The following is a 21,307-nucleotide window of genomic DNA, read 5'->3' as shown; positions in this document are numbered from 1 at the left end:
TCAATTTCCTTCTGCGGCGAAGCGCCCTTTACGACGTAGATTCAGTTATCCGGGGCCGCCGACGGGTCACGACCCCGCCGCCACCGCGGTCCCCGGATCCGGCGGTCCCCAGCGGCGGATCCGGTCTCCTCCGGCCCACAGGGGCCGGAGGAGCTGCGGGCGCTGCGGGGGGGCGTCCTGCGGGGCCCCGGCCGTCCGGCGCTTCCGGGCCGCTTCGGCGGTCGCCTGCAGCCGGGCCCGCAGCGACCCGATCAGCTCGGCGGGCGGATCCACGCGCAGGGACTCCCTGCGCGCCCTCTCCTCGGCCCACGCGGCCTGCTCGGCCCGGCGCTTGCGATCGGCCCTGGCGACGATCTCGGACGGCAGCGGCGCGCGGAGCCTCCCGGTCTCCTTGTCGAACCAGGTCCCGACGCGGTGGCGGAGCCAGCCGACGAGGTTCCGCGGCGAGTCGGTGTTGATCCGCGGCCGCCCGTCCGGCTGATGGTTGATGACGTACCTGACGTCGGAGAGGGTGGCTCCGGCGGCGAAGAGCGGACGCAGCAGCGACCGCAGGCTCTTCGCCGACAGGCCGCGCAGCGTCTGGTCCTCGTAGCGGAGGCGTTCGCAGGCTTCGAGCCTCTCGGTCTTCCTCCCCGGCGTGACGGTGTTCGACCACAGCCGCTCGGGTTTCGTGGCCGAAGGGGTTGCACGTGGCCGCTGCGGTCGTGTATCACGCGTCGCGCGCGTGAAAAGGGATTCACTTCCGCGGGGGGGAAAGGACCTGGGGGTGCACGTTTCGTGCACAGGCAGCGTTTCCACAGGCCAGGGGGCGTCCCTCCACTCGTCCTGGGACATGGTGGGAGCGGGCTCGCGGTAGATGGGCCGGGGTTCGGGCACGCGGATCAGCTTCAGCAGTTCCTCGTCGTCGAGGCCCAGGGCCGGCAGCGCGCTGACCGGGATGGTGAGGGCGTACTCGGCGGCGAGGTTGCCCAGGCCGTCGTCCAGCAGGCCCCGGAAGGTTCCGGGCCGGTAGCGCAGGATCGAGCCCTCGGTGATCTGCAGCAGGTAGCCGCGGCTCTTGGCCCAGCTCAGCCGCCCGGCGAAGGTGCGGCGGCAGACGCCGGCCGCCTCGGCCATGACGCTCCAGGTGCCGCCGAACTTGGGGCAGGTGATCATGCAGTCGTCGACGCGGTCGGCGAGGGCCTCCATCGTGGCCTTGGTGTTGCGCCACCAGTCCGCGCGATGCGAGGCGACCTCGGGATCGGCGGCGACGGCGGCGAGCCAGAGCTCGACGGAAGGCGCGAGGATCAGGTCGCCGCCGGCGATGTTCAGCATCCGGGGGACACGCCGGGAAGGGTTTTTGCCATTGGGGGACATAGAAAGGCGAAACCGTATATTCTGGGGGACGGGTCGGGACACGCGGAGACCACGATTTCCGGGCGTCGCTAGCCGACCCGGGGACTCATCGTCTATGGTGGTCTCCAGGTGTAAGACCCAAACGGCATACGGAAACGAGCTCGCGACGCAGGGCGCGGTCTACGACCAGAGCGCTTCTACGGAACGGCTTCGGACCTGTCCGTTGGGTGTGTGTATGGGGGAAGTCCCTCGCGTACGGTTTCTGAGGCCTGGTAGCGCGGGGGCTTCCGCATTTATGGGCCGCTGTCGATCAGCGGTCGTAGATTAACCCCTCGGGGTCTCCCTCCGTATTGCAAACGGTAAAGTTCATGCCGCGGCGTGCTGCCGCCCCTCGATGAGTGGGAGCGGTTCCTGAGCCACCGGTCGCGGCGGCGGAGCCAGAACGTAGTCATGCTCACGTGCGAGCACCGTGACGATGTACTCGTTCACCGAACAACCGCGCTGCTGGGCGGAGGCTTTGATGTCTCCGAGCAGGTCGACGGGCACCCGCAAGGGGTGCTGCTTCACAGGTCCCCACTTCGGATCAGGTCCGCGTTTGCTTCCACTCATGCCTGCAGTTATATCGAATTGGCGAATCTCCGATCGAGTGGTTCCCCCGGCGCGTCGCGAAAAAGATTCGACGTTCTCTCCTCCGGGGCCGATCCGCTGCCATTAAAGGTGAATCGCATACCTTTTTGCGGTTTTATCGATACGTCCGGTTGCGCGTGCCCCGAGGAGGCGGCCCTGCCGCGCGGGTGCGAAAGGGACGCCCGTCGGCCGCGTCCGGACGGAGCTGAGGGCTTCTCGGGGGCGGCAACCGTTCCGCACCTTCAGTGCACTTCGTGCGCTACATCCGGACGGCTTACTTGAGGGAGTCGACCGGACGACGGTCGCAACGGCCTGAAAACCCGAGCACCGCCCTCCGGCCAAGGGACGACCTGCACCCTGACGAAGGATCCGCTCTCTCATGACCGCCACCGCCACCACCCGCACCCTGACCGCCGCCCTCAGCCTGGCCCTGGCCGCCGGAACCGCCCTGACCGCCGGTACGGCCCACGCCGACACCGCGCCCCAGGTCCCCGCCCCGGCCCCCGCGGCGGCCCCCGCGGCGGCTCCGGCCCCGGCCCCGGCGCAGCCCCAGGCCGCGAAGCCGTCCCAGGTGACCGCGGGCGACCTGCTGAAGGTGGCCCGGACGCAGGTCGGCGTGGAGGAGAACGCCGACGGCGGCGGCACCAAGTTCCACAAGTGGTACATGAAGTCCCAGCGCGCGCAGGAGACCGTCGAGCGCGACGGCGGCAGCGTCCGGGCCTACGCCGACGCCCCCTGGTGCGCGATGTTCGTCTCCTGGGTCGGCGAGCGGACCGGCATGCGCGCCACCGTCGGCTGGGACGCCTACACCGTCACCTACGCCGAGTGGTTCGAGGCCAACGGCACGTGGGGCCAGAAGGCCACCCCGGGCGCGGTCGTCTTCTTCGACTGGGAGCAGGGCGGCGACCTGTCCGGCATCGACCACGTCGGCCTGGTCAAGAAGGACAACGGCGACGGCACCATCTCCACCATCGAGGGCAACACCGGCAACGGCAAGGTCGAGGAGCGCGTCCGGCCCAAGTCCCAGGTCACCGGCTACGGCTACCCGCAGTACGCCTCCTGACGCGGCACGACCGCCGCGCGTCCGGCCCGCCGCCGCACCGGAACCACCGCCGGTGCGGCGGCGGGCCGGACGCGTCCCCGAGGCCGGAGCCGTGACCGCACGGCTCCGGCCTCAGGGCCTCCAGGTCCTCGGATGCTCAGGTCTTCCCGCCCTCGGCGGGGCCGGGTGTCACATGGCGCTCGCGGGCACGAAGGTGTAGCCGAGCTTCTTGATGCCGTCCACGGTCTCCAGCAGCCACCTGGTGCCGAGGTAGGGGTGGTAGAAGAAGCTGGCCACGCCGTCGCGGACGACGAGGTTGGCCTTGGCCGCCTTGACCAGGTCGGCCGGGAGGACCACCGGGTGGTTGTTGAACGACTCCGGCTCGATGTTGCCGACGTTCTCCGGGATCACCTTGGAGCCGTAGACGTCGGTGACGGCGTAGGGGAAGAACTGCCCGGCCATGTGGTCGTACTGCGGGGCCGTGCCCGACAGCGTGCCGGCGAAGTAGAGGCTGCGCTCGTAGCGGGCCTTGAACCCGGCCCGGCGGACGGCCTCGTAGTCCACGGCGGAGCCGGCGTAGTGCGGGAACTCGAAGTACTGCGGCACCGGGAGCAGGGCGGCGCGGAACTCCGCCTTCATCTTGTCGATCCGGCCCGTCGCCCAGGCGAGGGAGTCCTCGGCCACGGGGCCGTCGTAGCGGACGTAGTTCTCCTCGTCGACGTGCGCGGTGTAGAACTCGAAGTCGTCGCCGCTGGTGCCGTTGTAGGGGTTGGGGGCGTCGGTGTACTGGTGGGTGTAGCCGTGGGCGATCATCGTGCCGCCGTTGGCGAGCATGTACCTGATCGCCGCGACCACCAGGGGGCGCTGCCGGAGCCGGACGGCCTTGCCCGGCTCCTTGTAGACGGTGTAGACGCCGAAGGAGTAGGGGATCCTCCGCTTCTTCAGCTCGACGGCGATCTTCATCAGCTCGGCCGGGTCGGCGTTGGGGCCGATGTCCTCCAGGCGGAGCAGGGCGCGGTGGCGCTCCTTGGTCTCCGGGGCGAGCGCGTCGAACAGCAGGTCGGCGAAGACCAGGTAGCGGTCGGAGGCGGTGGTGTAGGCGAAGGGGATCTCGCCGACGTAGGTCAGCGCGCCCGAGCGGATCGCCCACGGGATCTGCGTGCCGTTCTCGCGCACCGCGCCGGCCAGGACCTTGGCCTTGGTCTCGTCGACCGAGGCGTAGTCCATCACGCCGGAGGCGTTGCGGCCGTCGCGCGAGAGGTCCTTGCCCTTGTAGACGACGCCCTCGACGGTGCTGAAGTCGAACTGCGACCACATCCAGCCGTAGTCGGCGGCGAAGGTGGGGGTGGACGCGGTGAGCTGCCAGATGTTGTTGTTCAGCCAGATCACCGGGCGGTCGGCGGCGCGCACGTCGGCCAGGAACGCCTCCGGCAGCGGCTCGTCGTAGGTGGAGCCGACGTAGACCACCGCGGTGTGGGCGTCCATCAGGCCGGCGGTGTAGGACGCCACCGGCAGCGCGGTGAACGTGCCGAAGTGGCCGGCCAGGTTGGCGGTCTGGGTGGCGTACAGCTCGCCCAGCCAGCCCCACTGGCCGGTCGTGTCGTACAGCACGAGCGTGGAGCGGCCGGTGCCGGACAGGCCGCCGGTGAAGGCCGTGGCCCGGGCGGTCGCGGACGCGGGCGCGGCGGAGGCCGAGGCGGTCGCGGTCGGGGTCGCCAGACCGGTGGCGACCAGCAGCACGGCGGACAGGAACGCCGTCAGCGCGGACACGGCGGCGCGGCGCCGGAGGAGGAGAGCGGGCATAGGGTGGGACCCCCACAACGAAGCGAGATCGACGCCCTCGGGGCGTCGCAGGACAGGGTGTGGGTTCGGTCTCGCCATTGGCTCCCCGGAACGGCTAGGCGGCCGAATTCCTCCGTGCGCCGTCAGGCGCCGTTGAGGCCGTCCCGGATCATCGCTTACCCCGTGAATCACCGCGGTATATGCCCTTACCTGCGGGTTCTCGTTCAGAGTAACTTTCGGTCACCACTGCGGCAAATCGATCACCGCTTCCTCTGCGGAGCGCGACACGGGCCCTCCGGCCACCGCACGCCCGCCGCGCCCCGCCCTGCGGCCCGCCCGTCGCCCTGCGGCCCGCGCTCCGCCCGGCGGGACGGGGCCGTACGGCCCGCGCCCGGTCTTCCGTACGGCCTACACGGCGCTCGCGGGCACGAACGTGTAGCCCAGGTCCTCGATCCCGTCGATGATCTCGCCGAGCCGCCGGGTGCCGAGGTAGGGGTGGTAGAAGAAGCTCGCCACGCCGTCGCGCACGACGAGGTTGGCCGCGGCGGCCTCGACCAGGTCGGCGGGGAGCACCGACGGGTGGTTGTTGTAGCCGGTGGGGATGAGGTTGCCGAGGTTCTCCGGGATCACCTTGGAGCCGTAGACGTCGGTGACGGCGTAGGGGAAGAACTGCCCGGCCGAGTGGTCGTACCGCACGGCGGTGCCCGACAGCGTGCCGGCGAAGTACAGGCCGCGCTCGTAGCGGGCGGCGAAGCGCGAGCGCACCGCCCGGTAGTCCTCGGCCGACCCGGCGTAGTGCGGGAACTCGAAGACGGTCGGCACCGGCAGGCCGCAGGCGCGGAACTCCGCCGCGGCGGCGTCCAGGCGGCCCTGCGCCCAGGCGAAGGAGTCGCCGGGGACGGGGCCGTCGTAGACCACGTAGTCCGCCTCGTCGACGTGGGTGGCGTAGAACTCGAAGTCGTCGCCGCTGGCGCCGTTGTAGGGGTTGGCCCGCTCGCCGTACTGGTGGCTGTAGCCGTGCATGATCATCGTGCCGCCGTTGGCGAGCATGTACTCGATCGCCGCGACCACCTCGGGCCGGTCCCGCAGCCGGATCTCGACGCCCTTCTCCGGCTCCCGGTGCAGGGTGTAGACGCCGAAGGAGTAGGGGATCCCGCGCTTCCTCAGGTCGGCGGCGACCGCCAGGAGAGCGGCGGGGTCGGCGTTGGGGCCGATGTCCTCCAGGCGGAGCAGGGCACGGTGGCGCTCGGGGGTCTCCGGGGCGAGCGCGTCGAACAGCAGGTCGGCGAAGGCCAGGTAGCGACCGGCCGTCACGGTGTAGGCGAAGGGCATCTCACCGATGTAGGTCAGGTTGCGCGAACGCACCGCCCAGGGCAGGCGGACGCCGTCGGTGCGCACGGCGGTGGCCAGGACCTCGGCTCTGGTCTCGTCCAGGGCGGAGTAGGCCATCACGCCGGCGGTGTCGGCGGTGTCGCGGGCCAGGGCGCGGCCCTTGTAGACGACCGTGTCGACGGTGCCCGGGCCGAACGCGGACGGCGCCCAGCCGTAGTCGGCGGCGAAGGTGGGGGTGGACGCGGCCAGCTGCCAGATGTTGTTGTTCAGCCAGATCACCGGGCGGCCGGCGGCGCGCACGTCGGCCAGGAACGCCTCCGGCAGCGGCTCGTCGTAGGTGGAGCCGACGTAGACCACCGCGGTGTGGGCGTCCATCAGGCCGGCGGTGTAGGACGCCACCGGCAGCGCGGTGAACGTGCCGAAGTGGCCGGCCAGGTTGGCGGCCTGGGTGGCGTACAGCTCGCCGGTGGGCGCCCAGCGGCCGGTCGTGTCGTACAGCACCAGCGTGGAGCGGCCGGTGCCGGACAGGCCGCCGGTGAAGGCCCCGGTCGGCGCCGTGGCCGCGGGCTGCGGGGCGGAGCCGGCGGTCAGGAGCAGCGCGGCGGTCAGCGCGGCCAGCACGCTCAGGGCCAGCGCGCGGAGGCGGAGGGGGGAAGGGGGCGAGGCGGTCACGTCAGTCCCGGGGCGAGGCGGCGGTCGGGTGGTCCGGAGTCCCGGGGCGAGGCGGCGGCCGGGTGGTCCGATGCGGTCCGGGGCGGACGCGCCGGGTGGTCCGGGGCGGACGCGCCGGGTGCGGGCGCGGTCCGGTGCGGTCCGGGGCGGACGCGCCGGGTGCGGGCGCGGTCCGCGCCGGGGCATGGCCGGCCGCGGGTGCGGCCCGCGTCAGGTGCGGGCGGTCTTGAGCCAGGTCTGGCGGCCGGAGACGGCGCGTCCCACCGCCCACCATCCGGCGGCGAACCACTGGTAGCCGTAGAGCACGAACGCGTGCCCCAGCAGCAGGGAGCGCAGCAGGCCCAGCTCGCGGTCGCGGCGCCAGTACACGTAGCCGTAGATCAGGCCGACGCCGAACGAGAGCGCGTACCAGGCGGCGAACATGGCCGGGGAGACGACGCTCTGCCCGGCCTGCAGCGAGGCCAGCGCCAGGGCCGCGCCGGAGGCGAGGAACGCCAGCGGCAGCAGCGAGGTCAGCAGCAGGAACCACGGGCTGAGCAGGTGGTAGACCAGGTCCGGTGCGGCGGCGAGCGGCGTGCGGCGGATGACCAGCGGCAGCAGCCGGCCGGCCTGCAGGTGGCCCTGGAACCAGCGCGAGCGCTGCCGGACCAGCCGCTTGGGCGACAGGACCGCCTGCTGGTGCACGGCGGTGGTGTGGCAGAACCGGTTCTGCCGGCCGGTGGCGAGCAGGCGCACGCCGAGGTCGAGGTCCTCGGTCAGGCAGTCGCTCCACGGGTCGGCGCCCAGCGCGGTGAGCGCGCTCAGCCGCATGAACTGGCCGTTGCCGCCGAGGCCGACGCTGCCCAGGTGGCGGCGGCCGTTCTGGAAGACGTCGGTGTAGACGACGAACTCCATGTCCTGCAGCCGGGCCAGCAGGCCGGTGTGCCGGTTGTACATCCGCACGCCGATCTGGACCGCGCCGGTGCCGGGGTCGGCGAAGTACGGCGTGACCTCCTCCAGGGCGTTGGCATCCAGGCGCCCGTCGGCGTCGAGCACGCACACGACGACCCGGTCGGGGTCGCGCCCGGCCAGCAGCCCGGACTCCAGCAGGTGGGCCAGGCCCGCGTTGAGGGCCGCGCCCTTGCCGCGGCGGGCGTTCGGCAGCGCGCGCTGCAGCAGCCAGATCCGGCCGTCCTCGGCCGCGGCGTCGCGGACGATGTCGGCGGTGCCGTCGGAGGAGGCGTCGTCGACGACCAGCACCGCCAGGTCGCCGGGCAGGCCGCGCAGCCGCTGCAGGCTGGCGGCGAGCACCTTCTCCTCGTCCAGGCAGGCCATCAGGAAGACGTAGAACGGCGCGGGCCCGGCGGACCCGGGGCGGCGCACGCCCCGCGACAGCGCGAACATCACGCAGGTGTAGCCGAGGCCGAGCACGATGACCGCCGCGCTCAGCCAGAGCAGGGGGTTCATCGCAGCAGCTCCGCCACCTGGGCCCGGCTCGCGTCACCGGTGGCGGCGTGGCGGGCGCGGCGGTCGGCCCGCGGCAGGGCGCGCCCGCGGCGGGCCGCGTCGACGCCGCGCAGCACGGCGCCGGCGGCCAGCAGGACGGCCATCACCAGCAGGAAGAGCCCGAAGCCCGCGCCGGTGATCATCAGCAGGGTGCGGGCCACGTCCACGGCGGGGGACAGGGCGGCGTCGGCGGCCGAGGAGTCGGCGTGCAGAGGAGGGAGGGCGACGGTGCCGGCCACGCCCATCCCGGCGCCGGTGAGCGCGAGGGCGCCGTTGGCGTACATCTCAGGCACCTCCGGCGATCGCCCGGAGGGCGGGTGCGGAGAGCGGAGCGCACGGCGGAGGCGCGGAGCAGGCGGGCATGGCGAGGACTCCCACGACGAAGAAAGAACCCGGACGCCTTCGGCGGAAGGACGTCAGATGAGGACTTGGGTTCGGTCTCGCCATTGGCTCCCCGGAACGGCTAGGCGGCCGAATTCCTACGTGCGCCGTCAGGCGCCGTTGAGGCCGTCCCGGATCATCGCGTACCCGATGAACGCCGCAGGCATATGCCCCTGCCTGCGGCTTCCCGGTCACACTAACTGTCCGTCACGAAAATCGCAAACTGGACGTCAAATATATTACGTAGTGTGATGTTCACATAGAGTTACAAAATAGGATCTTCTTCACTTATGGGACAACGTTCCCGTGCCTCGGATCCGAGAACCGGCTGCCGCGGCAGCCAGGAGCGCCCCGACATCCCACCGGGCGGCGGGGAGAGTGAGGGCGATCCCGTCCCGGTCAGCCCGCAGATTGGCGAAATCCCTCCGAACGAACGTTCGGAGGGCTAACATTATGCAGTCAGTCGAGCACGTGCGGTTGTCTCATGCGGTGCCCAGAAAAAGGCTTACCCCGGAGGGCTTGCTCAGCAGAGGCGTCTCCGGGGCACACATCACTCATGGTAGCAGACCATGAGCGGCGCGGAAGGGAATCATTGGGCGGCACCCTCTTCCAAAAGGTCTGCGATGCAGTGTCGGTCGAGCGCCTTCAGCCGTTCCTGAGGACATGCGGCGGCACGCTTGATCACGCTCTCCGCCTCTACGCATGGAATATAGAGATCTCCAGCGCCTTCCACGGTCCTCTCCACTGCCTCGAGGTCGTTCTCCGCAATGCCATGGACCGGGAGTTGACAGCGCTCTTCCAGCGCTCCGACTGGTGGAACGCTCCCGCGCTCGACCTGGCACTGCACGCCAGGCAGAGCGTCACATACGCATGCACCACGGTGGCGCAGAATTATGCACACCCGACGAATGGTCATGTGATAGCCGAGCTCTCCTTCGGGTTCTGGACCAGTCTGCTCGGCACAGGAAACAGATATGACATGCGGCTGTGGCGCCCCGCGCTTCACAGGGCCTTTCCTGGCTACTGCGGCTCGCGGCGCGCTCTCCACCAGGACCTGTACCACCTGCGCAAGCTACGGAACCGCATCGCTCACTACGAGCCGATCCACCAGCGGCACCTTGCCGCCGACCACACGAAGATCCTGCGGATCCTCTCCCACATCTCCCCGGAGACGACCACATGGGTCCGGGCCAACGACCGGGTTCCCGAGGTGCTGGCCCGGCGGGCCGACGTGTGCACGGCGGTCGCGCCGACCCGGTTCTGACAGGTCGAGATCGATCGAGGCGCTGCCGTCCTGCGCCGCTCCTGCCCGCCGTACCGCCCGGCGCGCCTACGGAGGACGGACCGGTTCGCCGCCCTCCAGCCGGTGGCCCTCGGCGGCGCCCTGCCCGGACGGGACGGCGAGGTCGGCGCCGGACTCCAGCGCCCGGCGGACCCGCCGCGGCCGGGCGCCTCAGTCGTGCGGGCGGAGGTGGGTGCGCTCTCCGTTGTGGTCGAAGATGCCGAGGATCTCCGCCGGGCCGTCGTGGGCTCCGAACGCATGGGGGATCATGGTGGAGAACTCCGCCGCCTGACCGGTCTCGACGAGGATCCTGCGGTCTCCGAGCAGCAGCACGAGGGTCCCGGACAGGACGGTGAACCAGTCCCTGCCGGGATGGACCTTCAGGTCCGCGGCGCCGGCCGGGGCCGGCCTGGTGATCCGCATCTTGGCCACCGTGACGCCCGGCTCCCGGTTGAGCATCCACATGGTGACCCCCCGCTCCGCGTCGTGCCGGGGTCGGATGACCACGTCGTCGGCGGCGGCGGACTCCACCAGCTGGTCCAGCGTGGTGCCCAGGGCGCGGGCGATCGAGGTCAGCTGGTCCAGGCCGATCCGCCGGTGGCCGGTCTCGATGCGGCTCAGGGTGGAGGGGCTCAGGTAGCAGCGGGCGGCGAGCTCGTCGAGCGACCAGCCCATGGCCACGCGGAGGCTCCTGATCCGCATCCGCACCAGCGCGTCGAGCTCACCATCGTCTTGCGTCATACGCAAGATGGTATGCGATAGACGCAACAGCCTCGTAGAGTCGGGACATGGCACACCACTCGCACCCTCACCAGCACGGCGGCCACGGCCACCAGCACGCTGACCACCACCACGGCGCCTCCGGAACCGACGAGGCCGACCTGGCCCTGATTCTCGACCTCGACGCGGAGGTCCTGCGGCCGCACCTGGACGAGGTGGCCTCCTGGCTGGTGGAGCTGGCCGGGGAATCGCCCGTACGGCGGATCCTCGACCTGGGCAGCGGGACCGGGACCGGGACCTTCACCCTGCTGCGGCACTTCGGGGACGCCCGGGCGATCGCCGTGGACGGCTCCCCGCAGATGCTGCGCCGCCTGCGGGACAAGGCCCGCGCGCTCGGCGCGGCGGACCGGGTGAGCGCCGTCGAGGCCGACCTGGACGACGCCTGGCCGGATTTCCGCGGCGTGGACCTGATCTGGGCGTCGGCGTCCCTGCACCACATGGCCGATCCCGGCCGCGCGCTGCGCGAGGCGTTCGCCGCGCTCCATCCCGGCGGGCTCCTGGCCGTGGTCGAGCTGGACGGCCTCCCGCGCTTCCTGCCCGACGACCTCGGGATCGGGCGCCCGGGGCTGGAGGCCCGCTGCCGCGACGCGCTGGACCACCGGCACGCCGGGGAGCTCCCTCACCTGGGGGCCGACTGGGGACCGTACCTGTCCCGCGCCGGATTCGCCGTCGAGGCCGAGCGGCGGTTCGGCCTGGAGCTGAGGGACCCGCTCCCCGAGGCCGCCCGCCGTTACGCCCAGGCCGTGCTGCGGCGCATGCGCGGCGCCCTGGCCGACGGGATCGGCGCCGACGACCTGGCCGTGCTCGACGCCCTCGCCGACGGCGACGGGCCCGAGAGCGTGCTGCGCCGCGACGACCTCGTCGTGCGCACCGAGCGGACCGTGTGGGCGGCCCGCAGGCCCCCGGCGGCCGGCTGAGACGGTCCGTGGCGGGGTCGGTCGCCCACTCAGCCATCAGGGACAGGATCGTCTCACCTGCACTGGGCATACTGGACAGCAGCACACCCGAGGAAGGGAGCCGGAGACCGGCAGGGAGCGCACGCTGATGCCTCTCGTCCTGAAAATGCATAAAGTGATCACTTTCAACTCCTTGGGCACTCGACCATGAGCGGGAGGCGACCGTTTGATCAGCGGTGTCATGTTCGACTTCTCCGGGACGTTGTTCCAGACCGAGTCCACCGAGCAGTGGTTGCGTGGTGTGCTCGATGAGACCGGTCACGTCGTCGACGAGAGTCAGGTCATGGCGTGCGCTGCCCGGCTGGAAGCCGCCGGGGCGTTACCCGGCGGGAGGCCTCCTCAAGCGGTTCCCCGGCACCTGGCCGAACTGTGGCGAGATCGCGACCTGACAGCTGGGCATCATCGCAACTGTTACACCGCTCTGGCTCGCGAGGCGGCGCTCCCGGATCCCGCCCTGGCCGAGGCCCTGTACGAACGATCCTGTCATCCGGTTGCCTGGCGTCCGTATCCCGACGCCGAAGCGACGCTGCGAGAACTCAAGCACCGCGGGATGGCCACGGCTGTCGTCAGCAACATCGGCTGGGATCTGCGGGCGGTCTTCGCCTTCCATGACCTGACCCGATACATCGATGTGTTCGTGCTCTCCTGCGAGCTCGGGGTGAAGAAGCCGGACCCACGGATCTTCCAGACCGCATGTGACAAGCTCGCTCTACCTCCTCCTCAGGTTCTGATGGTCGGGGACGACCGGGTCGCCGATGTCGGCGCCGCTGCCCTAGGGTGCCCTGTTCACCTGGTCGACCACCTGCCCGTGGACGCCAGGCCGGGCTCTCTGGCCGAGATCCTCGCCATGATCTGATCGTTCGCTCTCCCCGGCGGCGAGGCGATGCATGCTGGAAGCGGAGATCTCGGCCTTGACCGTAACCGCAGAGACGGTGGTTCCCGCCGCTACCAACCAGTGCGGTACATCGTCCACGCGATAGCGGCTGCGGCCGCCCGGCGCTGGTAGGCGCGGAGGTTCGGGACGCCCGACGGCGCGGGCTGTCGGCTCATCCGCGTCCAGTACCCGGCGAAGGACGCCGCGTAGCCGGTGATCACTTCCGGCGGAGTGAGATCCCAGGCCGAGGCCCCTACGAGGGCCTTCTCCGCCGTGGCGGGCGAGTGTCCCGCCATGACCAGATGGGGAACGAGGTCGGTGACGTCCTGTCGCGCCCTCGGTCCGGTACTTGCCGGACAGGATGTGCTCGTCCGGGATGGCCTTGATGAACACCCGGTCGTCGTCGGCCAGGGCGAGACGGGCTGCGACTCCGGGGGTGAAGCCTCCGCTTTGGATCTCCTACTTCGACGCATCCGAGCTGGCCGGTGTCACCGGAGGGCGAATGCTTGATCTCGCTCGACGTGACAGCCGCAACGCCGACGAAGGTATCCAGCGCATCGGCCAAGCGCTGAAGCTGCGCAGCACAACGAGTCTGCGCAGCCGCGCTCTCGATCAGGCCGGTCTCGCCCAGCTCCACCTACTCACGGGTGATCTTGACGAGGCAGCACGTACCGGCTCGGCCGCAGTCGACACCGCCAGGCGGTGCCAGTCGGACCGCGTACGGGTGCAGCTTCGTGAGCTTTACCGGGACACCGCCAGGATGCCCCGTCCTTCAGGGCGGGGAGGAATGGCGGCTCCGTCAGGAGCGGCCCGGCGAAGCCGGGACGGTCTGAGGACGTAGTCCGGAGGCTTGGCCGCCTCGACTTTACTCATGATCACCGCTCGTGTAAGGTATCGAACATGCGTACGGCGTACAAGTGCCGGGCCTACCCGACCCCCGAACAGGCCGCGGTGTTCAACCGCACCTTCGGGTGCGTGCGCCTGGTCTGGAACAAGACCCTCGCCGAGCGGCACGCCGCGTTCTTCCAGCGGGGCGAGAAGACGTCGTACAAGCAGACCGATGCCGCGCTGACCGCGTGGAAGAAGACCGAGGAGCTGGCGTTCCTGTCGGAGGTGTCGTCGGTGCCGTTGCAGCAGACGTTGCGCCACCAGCACACCGCGTTCGGCAACTTCTTCGCCGAACGTGCCCGCTACCCGCGTTTCAAGCCCCGCACCGGCCGCCGGTCGGCGCACTACACCCGGTCGGCGTTCCGGATCAAGGACGGCGAGTTGCGGATCGCGAAGACCAACGGCCCGCTGCGGGTCGCCTGGTCGTTCTCCGAGGTCGACTTCGCCACCCTGGACCCGACCATGGTGATCATCTCCCGGGAGCCCGACGGCCGGTGGTACGTCAGCTTCGCCATGGAGGTCGACCATCCCGCCCCGCTGCCCGCCACCGGCCACGAGATCGGCGTCGACCTCGGCATCAAGGACTTCGCCGTGACCAGCGACGGCGACCGGATCGCCAACCCCCGCCACCTGGCACGTAAGGCCCGCAACCTGGCGCGCTACCAGCGGCGGATGGCCCGTAGGCAGCGCGGCTCCGCGAACCGGCGCAAGGCCAAGGCCAAGGTCGCCGCCGCGCATCGAAAGGTCCGCAACGCCCGCCGCGACTTCCTGCACAAGACCAGCACCGCCCTGGTCGAGGCCGCCGACACCATCGTGCTCGAAGACCTCGCCGTGGCGAACATGGTCCGCAACCGGAGCCTGGCCAAGGCCATCTCCGACGCGAGCTGGGGCGATTTCCGCTCGATGCTGGAGTACAAGGCCGCCCGCGCCGGGCGGCACCTGATCGTCATCGACCGCTGGTACCCCAGCTCGAAGACCTGCTCCGGCTGCGGGCACCTGCTGCCCAAGCTCGACCTCGGGACACGCCACTGGACGTGCCCCGCCTGCCGCACCCGACACGATCGGGACGTGAACGCGGCCAAGAACATCCTTGCGGCTGGACGAGCCGTAGCCGGAGAATCCTCCGGCGATGCCTGTGGAGCTGATGTAAGACAGCAAGGGTCCTCCCTTCTGCGGTCGGCTGCGAAGCAGGAACCCCACGCCGCGAGGCGTCCGGCGTAAGCCGGTTCGGCCGTCAGGCCGAAGGGAATCCCCGTCCTTTAGGGCGGGGAGGAAGTCAAGCACAGACGAGTTCTCAACGTCATCAGCGTGAGATCGCGGAGCTGCGTACGCGCCTTCGTGAGGTCCTGACATCCTGAAGATCACCCCTTCTAGTATCAGGAGCCAGGATGCGTATCGGCGTAACAGGCCACATGAACCTCTCCCCGGGCAGCGTCCCGCTGGTAGCTCAGGCAATCCGTGAGCATCTCGACGGTCTCGACGCTGACGGTCTGGTCGGCGTGAGCTGCCTGGCCCGCGGCGCCGATTCCCTGTTCGCGCGGGCAGTTTTGGAAGCGGGCGGGGCACTTGAGGTCGTTCTCCCTTCACGCGATTACCGGCAGGCCAAGGTGAAGCCGGATCACGCCGAGCAGTTCGACGCACTCCTGGAAAAGGCGGCTGATGTCCGCGTCATGGACTATGACACGGCGGGCCGAGAGGCGTACGTCGCGGCCAACGAAGCGGTTCTCGGTTCCGTTGATGAGCTGGTGGCGGTGTGGGACGGCCTGCCCGGCACAGGATCGGGTGGCACTGCCGAGGTCGTCGAGGAGGCGCGTTCGCGGGGCATCCCGGTGGCCGTCGTCTGGCCGGAGGGCTCCTCCAGGCAGTGAGGGTTCCGGCTTTGAAAGCAGCGGCCCCGGCGTCGAGAGGCGAATTCCAGAGGACGCCGGGGCCGCTGCACTTGTCCACCCGGTCGCAGGCCGTACGGCGGGCGTCAGGCGGCGAGGCGGTGGGTGCCGGCGGCGGAGCCCTTGGCCTTGAGGGTCATCACGAAGGCCAGCACCTTGGCGATGGCGCCGTACATCTCGGCGGGGATCTCCTGGCCGATGTCGCAGCTGGAGTGCAGCGCGCGGGCCAGGGGGACGTCCTGGACCATCGGGATGCGGTTCTCGGCGGCGATCTCGCGGATCTTCGCCGCGATGGTGCCCGAGCCCTTGGCGACCACCCGGGGAGCGCCCTTGGACGGGTCGTAGCGCAGCGCCACCGCGACGTGGGTGGGGTTGACCAGGACCACGTCGGCCGTGGGGACGTCGGCCATCATGCGGTTGCGGGCCATCGCCTGCTGGCGGGCGCGGATCTGCCCCTTGACGTGCGGGTCGCCCTCGGAGCGCTTGTACTCCTCCTTGACCTCCTGCTTGGTCATCTTCAGCTGCTTGCCGATGCGGTGGCGCGCCATCGCGTAGTCGGCGGCGGCCAGCGCCAGGCCGGTGACGCCCGCCCAGCGCATCAGCGACAGGATCGCGTCACCGGCACTGGACAGCAGCACGCCCAGCGGCAGGGAGCCGGAGGCCAGCAGGACCGGGATCAGGTCGCGGATGGCCATGTAGGCGATGCCGGTCAGCGTGGCGGTCTTCATCAGCGCCTTGACGCTCTCCCACAGCGCCTGCCCGCCGAACATCCGCTTCAGGCCCTGCAGCGGGTTGAGCCTCTTGAGCTGCGGCTTGAACAGCTTGCTGGCCGGCTTCAGACCGCCCTGGCCCGCCGCGGCGGCCAGGGTGACGACCACGGTGGCGGCCGCGAGCGGCGCGACGGCCAGCATGGCGTCGCCCAGACCGGAGATGAGGATCTTCAGCCCCAGCGCGGGGTCGGGGTTCTCGATGACCTCGCCCACCCGGAGCATGATGCCCTCGGCGGCCTCCACCGCGTCCTCCAGCACCATCGGCATGAGCACGCCCGCCGCCAGCATCGACGCCCACGCGGCGAAGTCCGGCGTCCGGGCGATCTGCCCTTCCTTCTGCGCGTCCTGCTTCTTCTTCGCTGTGGGCTGCTCGGTCTTCTCGCCGCCGCCTCCGCCGCTCATCCGTTCGCCAGTCCCGTCATCATGCGCACCGCGCGGTCGGTCAGCCCGTCGATCACGCCGGGCAGCACCGAGATGGCGATGCCGGCCAGGGCCAGGGTCAGGAAGATCTTCACCGGGAATCCGAGGGAGAAGGCGTTCAGGGCCGGAGCGGCCTTGCTGAGCAGGCCGAGCGCGAGGTCGGCGACGAACAGCACCGCGATGATCGGCCCGGCGATCTGCAGGGCGGAGACGAACAGGTCGGCCAGGCCGCCGGTGACCAGCTCGCTGAGGGTCTCCAGGGACAGGGCGCCGTCCAGCGGGAGCAGCCGGTAGGTCCGGGTGAAGCCCAGCAGCACGAACTGGTAGCCGCCGCTGACCAGCAGCAGCGTGGTGCAGAGCAGGCCGTAGAACTTGCCGAACACCGAGTTCGCCGACATCGACATCGGGTCGAAGGCGGTGGCCAGGGAGAAGCCGCCGAAGATGTCGAGGAGGTCGCCGGCGGCCTGGACCGCGGCGAAGACCATGGCGGTCAGGAAGCCGAGGGCGACGCCCACGACGGCCTGCTCGGCGGCGACGACCAGCATGGCGGCGGGGGAGATGTCGGTGATCTGGGCGGCCAGCGCGGGGGCCATCGGCAGGGCGATCGCGACGGAGAGCAGGGCCTTGACCGTCCCGGGGATCGCCTTGTTGTTGAACGGCGGGCTGATCAGCAGCCAGGCGGCCGAGCGGACCGAGGCCAGCAGCAGCGCGACCAGCGTGGTCTGCGACAGCATCCCCTCCACGGGCTCAGCCGCCGTGGATGAGCTGCGGGACCTGGTCGAACAGCTGCGTGGTGAACGCCACCATCTCGTGCAGCATCCAGTTGCCGCTGAAGATGAGGGCCACGCACACCCCGGCCGCCTTGGGCACGAAGGAGAGGGTGACCTCCTGGATCTGGGTCACCGACTGGAAGAGCGAGATCACGAAACCGATGAGCAGCGCGGTCACCAGGATCGGGGCGCCCAGCTTGGTGGCGAGCATCATGGCCTGCGTGCCGATGTGCAGCACCTGGGTGTCGGTCACGGTCGTGGAGGTCCTTACCTGGAAGCCGGGCTACTGGTAACTGCCGACCAGGGAGGTCACGATGAGCCCCCAGCCGTTGACGAGCACGAAGAGGAGGAGTTTGAAGGGCATCGCCACCGTGACCGGCGGGAGCATCATCATGCCCATCGACATCAGGGCGGCCGAGATGACCAGATCGATGATGAGGAACGGCACGTAGATGACGAACCCGATGATGAACGCGGCCCGCAGCTCCGACAGGACGAACGCCGGGATGAGCGTGGTCATCGGCACCGCGGCGGCGTTGGCCGGCTTCGGCTGGTCGGCGATCTTGGTGAAGAGCGCCAGGTCGTCCTTGCGGGTGTGCTCGGTCAGGAACTCCCGCACCGCCGGGGTGCCGGCCTCGACGGCCTGGGAGACGCTCTTCTCACCCTTGAGGTAGGGCTGGATCGCCTTGTCGTTCACGTCCGAGGCGACGGGGCCCATGATGAACAGGCTGATGAAGATCGCCAGACCGGCCAGCACCTGGTTCGGCGGGACGTTGGACAGGCCCAGCGCGTTGCGGGTGATGCTCAGCACCACGAAGATCTTGGTGAAGCTGGTGCAGAGCAGCAGGATCGCCGGGGCCACGGAGAGCACCGTCAGGCCGAGCATCAGGACGATCGACTGGCTGGGCTTGCCGCCCACGCCGTTGAGGTCGATCGTCACCGAGTCCTTGCCGGGGCCGGTCGTGCCCTTGGGACCGGACGGGCCGGACGGGGTGGGCGAGGCGAGGGAGGCGAGGGAGGCCGGCGGGGCGAGCGCGGCGGCCGTACCGGCGGGCGCTGCGGCGGCCGTACCGGTGGCCGTACCGGCGGGCACTGCGGTGGTGACGGCGGTGGCGGCGGGCCGTGCCGGCGGGGCGGCCGCGGAGGCCGCCGGCGCGCCGAGCACGAGCGTGCCCGCCACGGCCAGGCCGGTCAGGGCCAGGCTGAGGATGCGCTTCATCAGTTGCGAGCCGTCCGTTCGCGCAGGATTTCCAGGGCGGTCTTCCAGGTCCGGGGCGAGAGCGCCGATCCGGCCAGGGCGCCGGGACCCTGCCCGGCCGTTCCCGCATCAGCCGGAGAGGAGTCGGCTGACGGGAGAACGGCCGGCAGGGAGACGGGGATGCGCTGCCCGGAGTGCTCTCCGTAGCGCTCCACGGCCTCCAGGTCCGCCTCGGCCAGGAGGGTCACCTGGCCGTCGGTGACGCCGAGCACCAGGGCCCGGTCGGTCACCCGGACGACCGCGACGGAGGAGTTGCGGGTCAGCTGCTGGCGGGCGACCACGGTGAGCAGTCCCCCGCCCCGGCCGGCCAGCGGCTTGCGGGCCGCCTTCGACAGCCCCCACACCAGGAGCAGGACGACCAGGAGCGAGAACGTGATTCTCAGAACGGTCTCGAACATTGCGGGATGCTGCTCCTCCGTCGAGGCGGTCGCGGGCGGCGGGCGGCGGACGCGGCTACTGCCGGTCCCCGCCGGGCGGGAGGATCTCGGTGACGCGGACGCCGAAGTTCTCGTCGATCACGACGACCTCGCCCCGCGCGATCAGGCGGCCGTTGACCAGCAGGTCGACCGGGCTGCCCGCGGCGCGGTCGAGTTCGACCACCGCGCCGGGCGCGAGCGAGAGCAGCTCGCGGACGGTCATCCGGGTACGGCCGAGCTCGGCGGTGACGTTCATCTCGACGTCGTGCAGCAGGTCGAAGCCGGCCCTGGCCTTGCCCGTGGAGCGGGCGGCCGCCGGGGTCGGCCAGGAGACCGCCACCAGGGCGAGCACGGCCCGCACGACGCCGTCCTCCAGCAGCGGCACGAAGACCGACTCGCCGCGGTTGGCGAGCGCGCCCAGGCCCACCTCGGGCTCGGTGGCCAGCGCCGGCTCCAGGACGACGGGCCCCAGCTTGCGGGCCGCCGCCTCCAGGGCGGGCTGGACGGCCTTGGTCAGGTCCAGCTCGCCGAGCGGGCTCTGGCGCAGGGCGTCGACCAGGTCCTGGCCGACGACGACCGCGACCTCGCCCTGGGTGACGCCGGAGAAGCGGGCGCACACGGCCAGGCCGGCGGGCAGGTCCTGCGGCACGGTGAAGACGGGGGTGCCGACCTCCAGGGTGCCGCCGGTGGGCAGCAGGGGCAGCGTGGCCTCGGCCGCGGCCATGCCGAGCTCCACGCGGGGGGCGACGGTGATCGTGGTGGTCATCAGTGGGCTTCCGTTTCGTTCTGCGGCGTGGGCACGACGAGGCAGGCCAGGCGCGGGCCCTGGCTGCCGGGCACGGCGTGGGCGAAGGTGATGTCCGCGGCCGTCACCGACAGCGGCGCCGTCACGGGGTGGCCGAGCGGCACGACGTCACCCGGCTCCAGGCCGATGATCTGGTCGGGGCGGAGCCGTACCGCCTCGAAGCGGACCGCCACGTCGATGGGCGTGGTGCCCAGCGCGGCGGCCATGTTGCGGTGCGCCTCCTCGCGGGCGGCGCGCTGGCCCGAGCTGAGCGTGATGTCGTTGTCGTTGCCCTGGAGCTTGGGGAAGATCGAGGCGAACGGCATGCAGATCGTGGCCAGGCACTCCTCGCTGCCCACCCGCATGTCGAAGGAGGCCACGATGACCGCGTCGGCGGGGGCGCAGGCCTGCACGAACTGCGGGTTGTAGTCGATGACGCCGAGCTTGGGGCGGATCTCGGTGATCGACTCGAACGCGTAGTGCATCTCCTCCAGGACCCGGGTGAGCAGGTCGCGCAGGAGCGGCGTCTCCATGTCGGTCAGCGGGCGCTCCACCTGGGCGCCGCCGGGACCGCCGAGCAGGTGGTCGATGCTGGCCATCGCGACGCCCAGCGAGAACTCCATGATCGCGGTGCCGGGCAGCGGCTCCAGGTCGACGGTGGTGACGATGGTCGGGGTGGCCAGCGCCGAGACGTACTCGTCGTAGGTGAGCTGCTGGATGGAGACCAGCGACACCTGGGACACGACGCGCAGGCTCGACGTGAGCAGGGTCGTGTACTGGCGGGCGAACGTCTCGTAGGCGATCTGCAGCGTGCGGACGTGCTCGCGGGAGAGCTTGATGGGACGCCGGAAGTCATAGGGCTGCGGCTCGGAGGTCTTCGCCCGGCGGGACATCCGGCCGAGCAGGCGGGGCGTTGATGCCGAAGGCTGCGACTGACTCACGTGATCCCCGATCGGCCGTTATCCATCCGATATGAGGAAATGCCGGAAAGCGGGTTCACCTCCTGTCGAGGGTCCCGTCTCCGCGGCGGGGGTCTGCGGTGCGCCCCCGCCGGTGCGCGCGTCGTACGGCCGGCGCCTACTGCATGACGAACTCGGTGAAGTAGATGTCCATGATCTCTCCCTCGTAGGCCTTCTCGATCTTCTCCAGCAGCTCCTGCTTGGCCAGGTTGCGCGCCTTGTCCGAGGAGAGCTCGTCGACCGGCTTGTTGCTGAACTGGTCGATGGCCAGGTCCAGGGCCTTGCTGCCGTCGGGCGCCTCGGCGACCTCGGCCGTGGCCTGCAGGGCCAGCTTCAGCTTCAGGAAGTGCCCGTCGGAGAGGTTGATCGTGATGGCGTCGAGGGTGGCCACGGCGCCGGGCTCCGGCGCGGGCTCCTCCGCCTCCCCGCCCCCCGCGAACAGCAGGAAGTAGGCCGCGGCGGCGGCGGCGAGGAGCAGCAGCACGGCTCCGGCGATGACGAGGATCTTCTTCTTCGGTTTCTTCGCGCCGCCGCCCGTCGCCTCCTCGGCGCTCGGCGCGGCCTTCAGCTTCGCGGTGGCCATCGTGTTCGTCTCCCGGATGTTCTCT

At 70.6% G+C, this 21,307-nt stretch carries 22 protein-coding genes; 6 read left to right on the top strand and 16 right to left on the bottom strand.

Annotated elements, in window-relative coordinates; genetic code table 11:
• Positions 1 to 66: 66 nt before the first annotated feature.
• Together HS045_RS30645 and HS045_RS30640 are read right to left on the bottom strand one after the other, a co-directional pair.
• Positions 67 to 1,314 (bottom strand): hypothetical protein, encoded by a 1,248-nt coding sequence (locus HS045_RS30645; RefSeq protein WP_196455106.1) that lies wholly within the window; start codon positions 1,312 to 1,314, stop codon positions 67 to 69.
• A 387-nt stretch (positions 1,315 to 1,701) separates the two neighbouring features.
• The gene (locus tag HS045_RS30640; protein WP_196455105.1) at positions 1,702 to 1,944 is read right to left on the bottom strand and encodes a hypothetical protein; all 243 of its coding nucleotides are present in this window, start codon (positions 1,942 to 1,944) and stop codon (positions 1,702 to 1,704) included.
• Between the two features lie 397 nt (positions 1,945 to 2,341).
• On the opposite strand from HS045_RS30640, the gene HS045_RS30635 reads away from it, so the two are divergent.
• Positions 2,342 to 3,025, top strand: a complete 684-nt coding sequence (locus HS045_RS30635) for a CHAP domain-containing protein (protein WP_196455104.1) — start codon at positions 2,342 to 2,344, stop codon at positions 3,023 to 3,025.
• Positions 3,026 to 3,193: 168 nt separating this feature from the next.
• On the opposite strand, the gene HS045_RS35960 is transcribed toward HS045_RS30635, so the two are convergent.
• The 4 genes from HS045_RS35960 to HS045_RS30615 all read right to left on the bottom strand — a co-directional run bounded on the left by HS045_RS35960 (position 3,194) and on the right by HS045_RS30615 (position 8,559).
• Positions 3,194 to 4,807, bottom strand: a complete 1,614-nt coding sequence (locus HS045_RS35960; RefSeq protein ID WP_196455103.1) for a DUF2334 domain-containing protein — start codon at positions 4,805 to 4,807, stop codon at positions 3,194 to 3,196.
• Between the two features lie 387 nt (positions 4,808 to 5,194).
• Positions 5,195 to 6,790 carry a DUF2334 domain-containing protein gene (locus tag HS045_RS36315; protein ID WP_196455102.1) on the bottom strand — a complete coding sequence of 532 codons (1,596 nt, stop codon included), beginning with the start codon at positions 6,788 to 6,790 and terminating at the stop codon, positions 5,195 to 5,197.
• 210 nt (positions 6,791 to 7,000) lie between these two features.
• The gene (locus tag HS045_RS30620; RefSeq protein ID WP_196455101.1) at positions 7,001 to 8,236 is read right to left on the bottom strand and encodes a glycosyltransferase family 2 protein; all 1,236 of its coding nucleotides are present in this window, start codon (positions 8,234 to 8,236) and stop codon (positions 7,001 to 7,003) included.
• Entirely contained in the window at positions 8,233 to 8,559 is a 327-nt protein-coding gene (locus tag HS045_RS30615; protein ID WP_196455100.1) for a hypothetical protein, read from the bottom strand. The genes HS045_RS30620 and HS045_RS30615 overlap by 4 nt, the downstream gene beginning before the upstream one ends.
• 881 nt (positions 8,560 to 9,440) lie before the next feature.
• Between HS045_RS30615 and HS045_RS30610 the strand changes: the two genes are divergently transcribed.
• Entirely contained in the window at positions 9,441 to 9,920 is a 480-nt protein-coding gene (locus HS045_RS30610) for a hypothetical protein (RefSeq protein ID WP_230885125.1), read from the top strand.
• A gap of 189 nt (positions 9,921 to 10,109) precedes the next feature.
• Here the strand turns inward: HS045_RS30610 and HS045_RS30605 are convergent, their stop codons facing one another.
• Positions 10,110 to 10,679: a helix-turn-helix domain-containing protein gene (locus tag HS045_RS30605; protein WP_196455098.1), complete on the bottom strand. Its 570-nt coding sequence runs from the start codon at positions 10,677 to 10,679 to the stop codon at positions 10,110 to 10,112.
• Between the two features lie 47 nt (positions 10,680 to 10,726).
• Between HS045_RS30605 and HS045_RS30600 the strand changes: the two genes are divergently transcribed.
• Both HS045_RS30600 and HS045_RS30595 read left to right on the top strand, forming a co-directional pair.
• Entirely contained in the window at positions 10,727 to 11,635 is a 909-nt protein-coding gene (locus HS045_RS30600; RefSeq protein ID WP_196455097.1) for a trans-aconitate 2-methyltransferase, read from the top strand.
• A gap of 220 nt (positions 11,636 to 11,855) precedes the next feature.
• On the top strand, positions 11,856 to 12,530 hold the full coding sequence (locus tag HS045_RS30595) for an HAD family hydrolase (protein ID WP_196455096.1): 675 nt from the start codon (positions 11,856 to 11,858) through the stop codon (positions 12,528 to 12,530).
• Positions 12,531 to 12,619: 89 nt separating this feature from the next.
• On the opposite strand, the gene HS045_RS30590 is transcribed toward HS045_RS30595, so the two are convergent.
• A complete protein-coding gene (locus tag HS045_RS30590) occupies positions 12,620 to 12,844 on the bottom strand; it encodes a hypothetical protein (RefSeq protein WP_196455095.1) in 225 nt (74 codons plus the stop codon).
• A 604-nt stretch (positions 12,845 to 13,448) separates the two neighbouring features.
• On the opposite strand from HS045_RS30590, the gene HS045_RS30585 reads away from it, so the two are divergent.
• Complete coding sequence (locus HS045_RS30585; RefSeq protein ID WP_196455094.1) at positions 13,449 to 14,657, top strand: RNA-guided endonuclease TnpB family protein; 1,209 nt, start codon at positions 13,449 to 13,451, stop codon at positions 14,655 to 14,657.
• A gap of 167 nt (positions 14,658 to 14,824) precedes the next feature.
• Entirely contained in the window at positions 14,825 to 15,304 is a 480-nt protein-coding gene (locus tag HS045_RS30580; protein ID WP_196455093.1) for a hypothetical protein, read from the top strand.
• Positions 15,305 to 15,408: 104 nt separating this feature from the next.
• On the opposite strand, the gene HS045_RS30575 is transcribed toward HS045_RS30580, so the two are convergent.
• The 8 genes from HS045_RS30575 to fliL form a co-directional block, all read right to left on the bottom strand.
• Positions 15,409 to 16,494 (bottom strand): flagellar biosynthesis protein FlhB, encoded by a 1,086-nt coding sequence (locus HS045_RS30575; RefSeq protein ID WP_196455092.1) that lies wholly within the window; start codon positions 16,492 to 16,494, stop codon positions 15,409 to 15,411.
• Positions 16,491 to 17,246 carry a flagellar biosynthetic protein FliR gene (locus HS045_RS30570; RefSeq protein WP_196455091.1) on the bottom strand — a complete coding sequence of 252 codons (756 nt, stop codon included), beginning with the start codon at positions 17,244 to 17,246 and terminating at the stop codon, positions 16,491 to 16,493. Before HS045_RS30570 ends, HS045_RS30575 begins: the two co-directional genes overlap by 4 nt.
• A gap of 13 nt (positions 17,247 to 17,259) precedes the next feature.
• The gene (fliQ, locus tag HS045_RS30565; protein WP_307827808.1) at positions 17,260 to 17,535 is read right to left on the bottom strand and encodes a flagellar biosynthesis protein FliQ; all 276 of its coding nucleotides are present in this window, start codon (positions 17,533 to 17,535) and stop codon (positions 17,260 to 17,262) included.
• Positions 17,536 to 17,565: 30 nt separating this feature from the next.
• Positions 17,566 to 18,501: a flagellar type III secretion system pore protein FliP gene (fliP, locus tag HS045_RS30560; RefSeq protein ID WP_196455090.1), complete on the bottom strand. Its 936-nt coding sequence runs from the start codon at positions 18,499 to 18,501 to the stop codon at positions 17,566 to 17,568.
• Entirely contained in the window at positions 18,501 to 18,938 is a 438-nt protein-coding gene (gene fliO / locus HS045_RS30555) for a flagellar biosynthetic protein FliO (protein ID WP_196455089.1), read from the bottom strand. Before fliO ends, fliP begins: the two co-directional genes overlap by 1 nt.
• A gap of 55 nt (positions 18,939 to 18,993) precedes the next feature.
• Positions 18,994 to 19,722, bottom strand: a complete 729-nt coding sequence (gene fliN / locus HS045_RS30550) for a flagellar motor switch protein FliN (protein ID WP_196455088.1) — start codon at positions 19,720 to 19,722, stop codon at positions 18,994 to 18,996.
• Positions 19,722 to 20,681: a flagellar motor switch protein FliM gene (locus HS045_RS30545; RefSeq protein ID WP_307827806.1), complete on the bottom strand. Its 960-nt coding sequence runs from the start codon at positions 20,679 to 20,681 to the stop codon at positions 19,722 to 19,724. The genes fliN and HS045_RS30545 overlap by 1 nt, the downstream gene beginning before the upstream one ends.
• 136 nt (positions 20,682 to 20,817) lie before the next feature.
• Positions 20,818 to 21,282 carry a flagellar basal body-associated protein FliL gene (gene fliL / locus HS045_RS30540; RefSeq protein ID WP_196455086.1) on the bottom strand — a complete coding sequence of 155 codons (465 nt, stop codon included), beginning with the start codon at positions 21,280 to 21,282 and terminating at the stop codon, positions 20,818 to 20,820.
• Positions 21,283 to 21,307 lie beyond the last annotated feature (25 nt).

Origin of the sequence: Planomonospora sp. ID82291 (assembly GCF_015711645.1) — a bacterium.
In the GTDB taxonomy this organism is placed as follows: Bacteria; Actinomycetota; Actinomycetes; order Streptosporangiales; family Streptosporangiaceae; genus Planomonospora.
The sequence above is the reverse complement of the archived record's forward strand: the minus strand, read 5'-3'. Positions and strand labels throughout refer to the sequence as shown.

What these genes read in the sequence shown, in the direction of transcription:
- HS045_RS30600 (WP_196455097.1), top strand. Translation starts at nt 10,727, where the DNA reads ATGGCACACCACTCGCACCCTCACCAGCACGGCGGCCACGGCCACCAG.
- HS045_RS30615 (WP_196455100.1), bottom strand. Translation starts at nt 8,559, where the DNA reads ATGTACGCCAACGGCGCCCTCGCGCTCACCGGCGCCGGGATGGGCGTG.
- HS045_RS35960 (WP_196455103.1), bottom strand. Translation starts at nt 4,807, where the DNA reads ATGCCCGCTCTCCTCCTCCGGCGCCGCGCCGCCGTGTCCGCGCTGACG.
- HS045_RS30585 (WP_196455094.1), top strand. Translation starts at nt 13,449, where the DNA reads ATGCGTACGGCGTACAAGTGCCGGGCCTACCCGACCCCCGAACAGGCC.
- HS045_RS30570 (WP_196455091.1), bottom strand. Translation starts at nt 17,246, where the DNA reads ATGCTGTCGCAGACCACGCTGGTCGCGCTGCTGCTGGCCTCGGTCCGC.
- HS045_RS30635 (WP_196455104.1), top strand. Translation starts at nt 2,342, where the DNA reads ATGACCGCCACCGCCACCACCCGCACCCTGACCGCCGCCCTCAGCCTG.
- HS045_RS30620 (WP_196455101.1), bottom strand. Translation starts at nt 8,236, where the DNA reads ATGAACCCCCTGCTCTGGCTGAGCGCGGCGGTCATCGTGCTCGGCCTC.
- HS045_RS30645 (WP_196455106.1), bottom strand. Translation starts at nt 1,314, where the DNA reads ATGCTGAACATCGCCGGCGGCGACCTGATCCTCGCGCCTTCCGTCGAG.
- HS045_RS30575 (WP_196455092.1), bottom strand. Translation starts at nt 16,494, where the DNA reads ATGAGCGGCGGAGGCGGCGGCGAGAAGACCGAGCAGCCCACAGCGAAG.
- HS045_RS30605 (WP_196455098.1), bottom strand. Translation starts at nt 10,679, where the DNA reads ATGACGCAAGACGATGGTGAGCTCGACGCGCTGGTGCGGATGCGGATC.
- HS045_RS30640 (WP_196455105.1), bottom strand. Translation starts at nt 1,944, where the DNA reads ATGAGTGGAAGCAAACGCGGACCTGATCCGAAGTGGGGACCTGTGAAG.
- HS045_RS30580 (WP_196455093.1), top strand. Translation starts at nt 14,825, where the DNA reads ATGCGTATCGGCGTAACAGGCCACATGAACCTCTCCCCGGGCAGCGTC.
- fliO (WP_196455089.1), bottom strand. Translation starts at nt 18,938, where the DNA reads ATGTTCGAGACCGTTCTGAGAATCACGTTCTCGCTCCTGGTCGTCCTG.
- fliL (WP_196455086.1), bottom strand. Translation starts at nt 21,282, where the DNA reads ATGGCCACCGCGAAGCTGAAGGCCGCGCCGAGCGCCGAGGAGGCGACG.
- HS045_RS30595 (WP_196455096.1), top strand. Translation starts at nt 11,856, where the DNA reads ATGTTCGACTTCTCCGGGACGTTGTTCCAGACCGAGTCCACCGAGCAG.
- HS045_RS30590 (WP_196455095.1), bottom strand. Translation starts at nt 12,844, where the DNA reads ATGGCGGGACACTCGCCCGCCACGGCGGAGAAGGCCCTCGTAGGGGCC.
- fliP (WP_196455090.1), bottom strand. Translation starts at nt 18,501, where the DNA reads ATGAAGCGCATCCTCAGCCTGGCCCTGACCGGCCTGGCCGTGGCGGGC.
- fliN (WP_196455088.1), bottom strand. Translation starts at nt 19,722, where the DNA reads ATGACCACCACGATCACCGTCGCCCCCCGCGTGGAGCTCGGCATGGCC.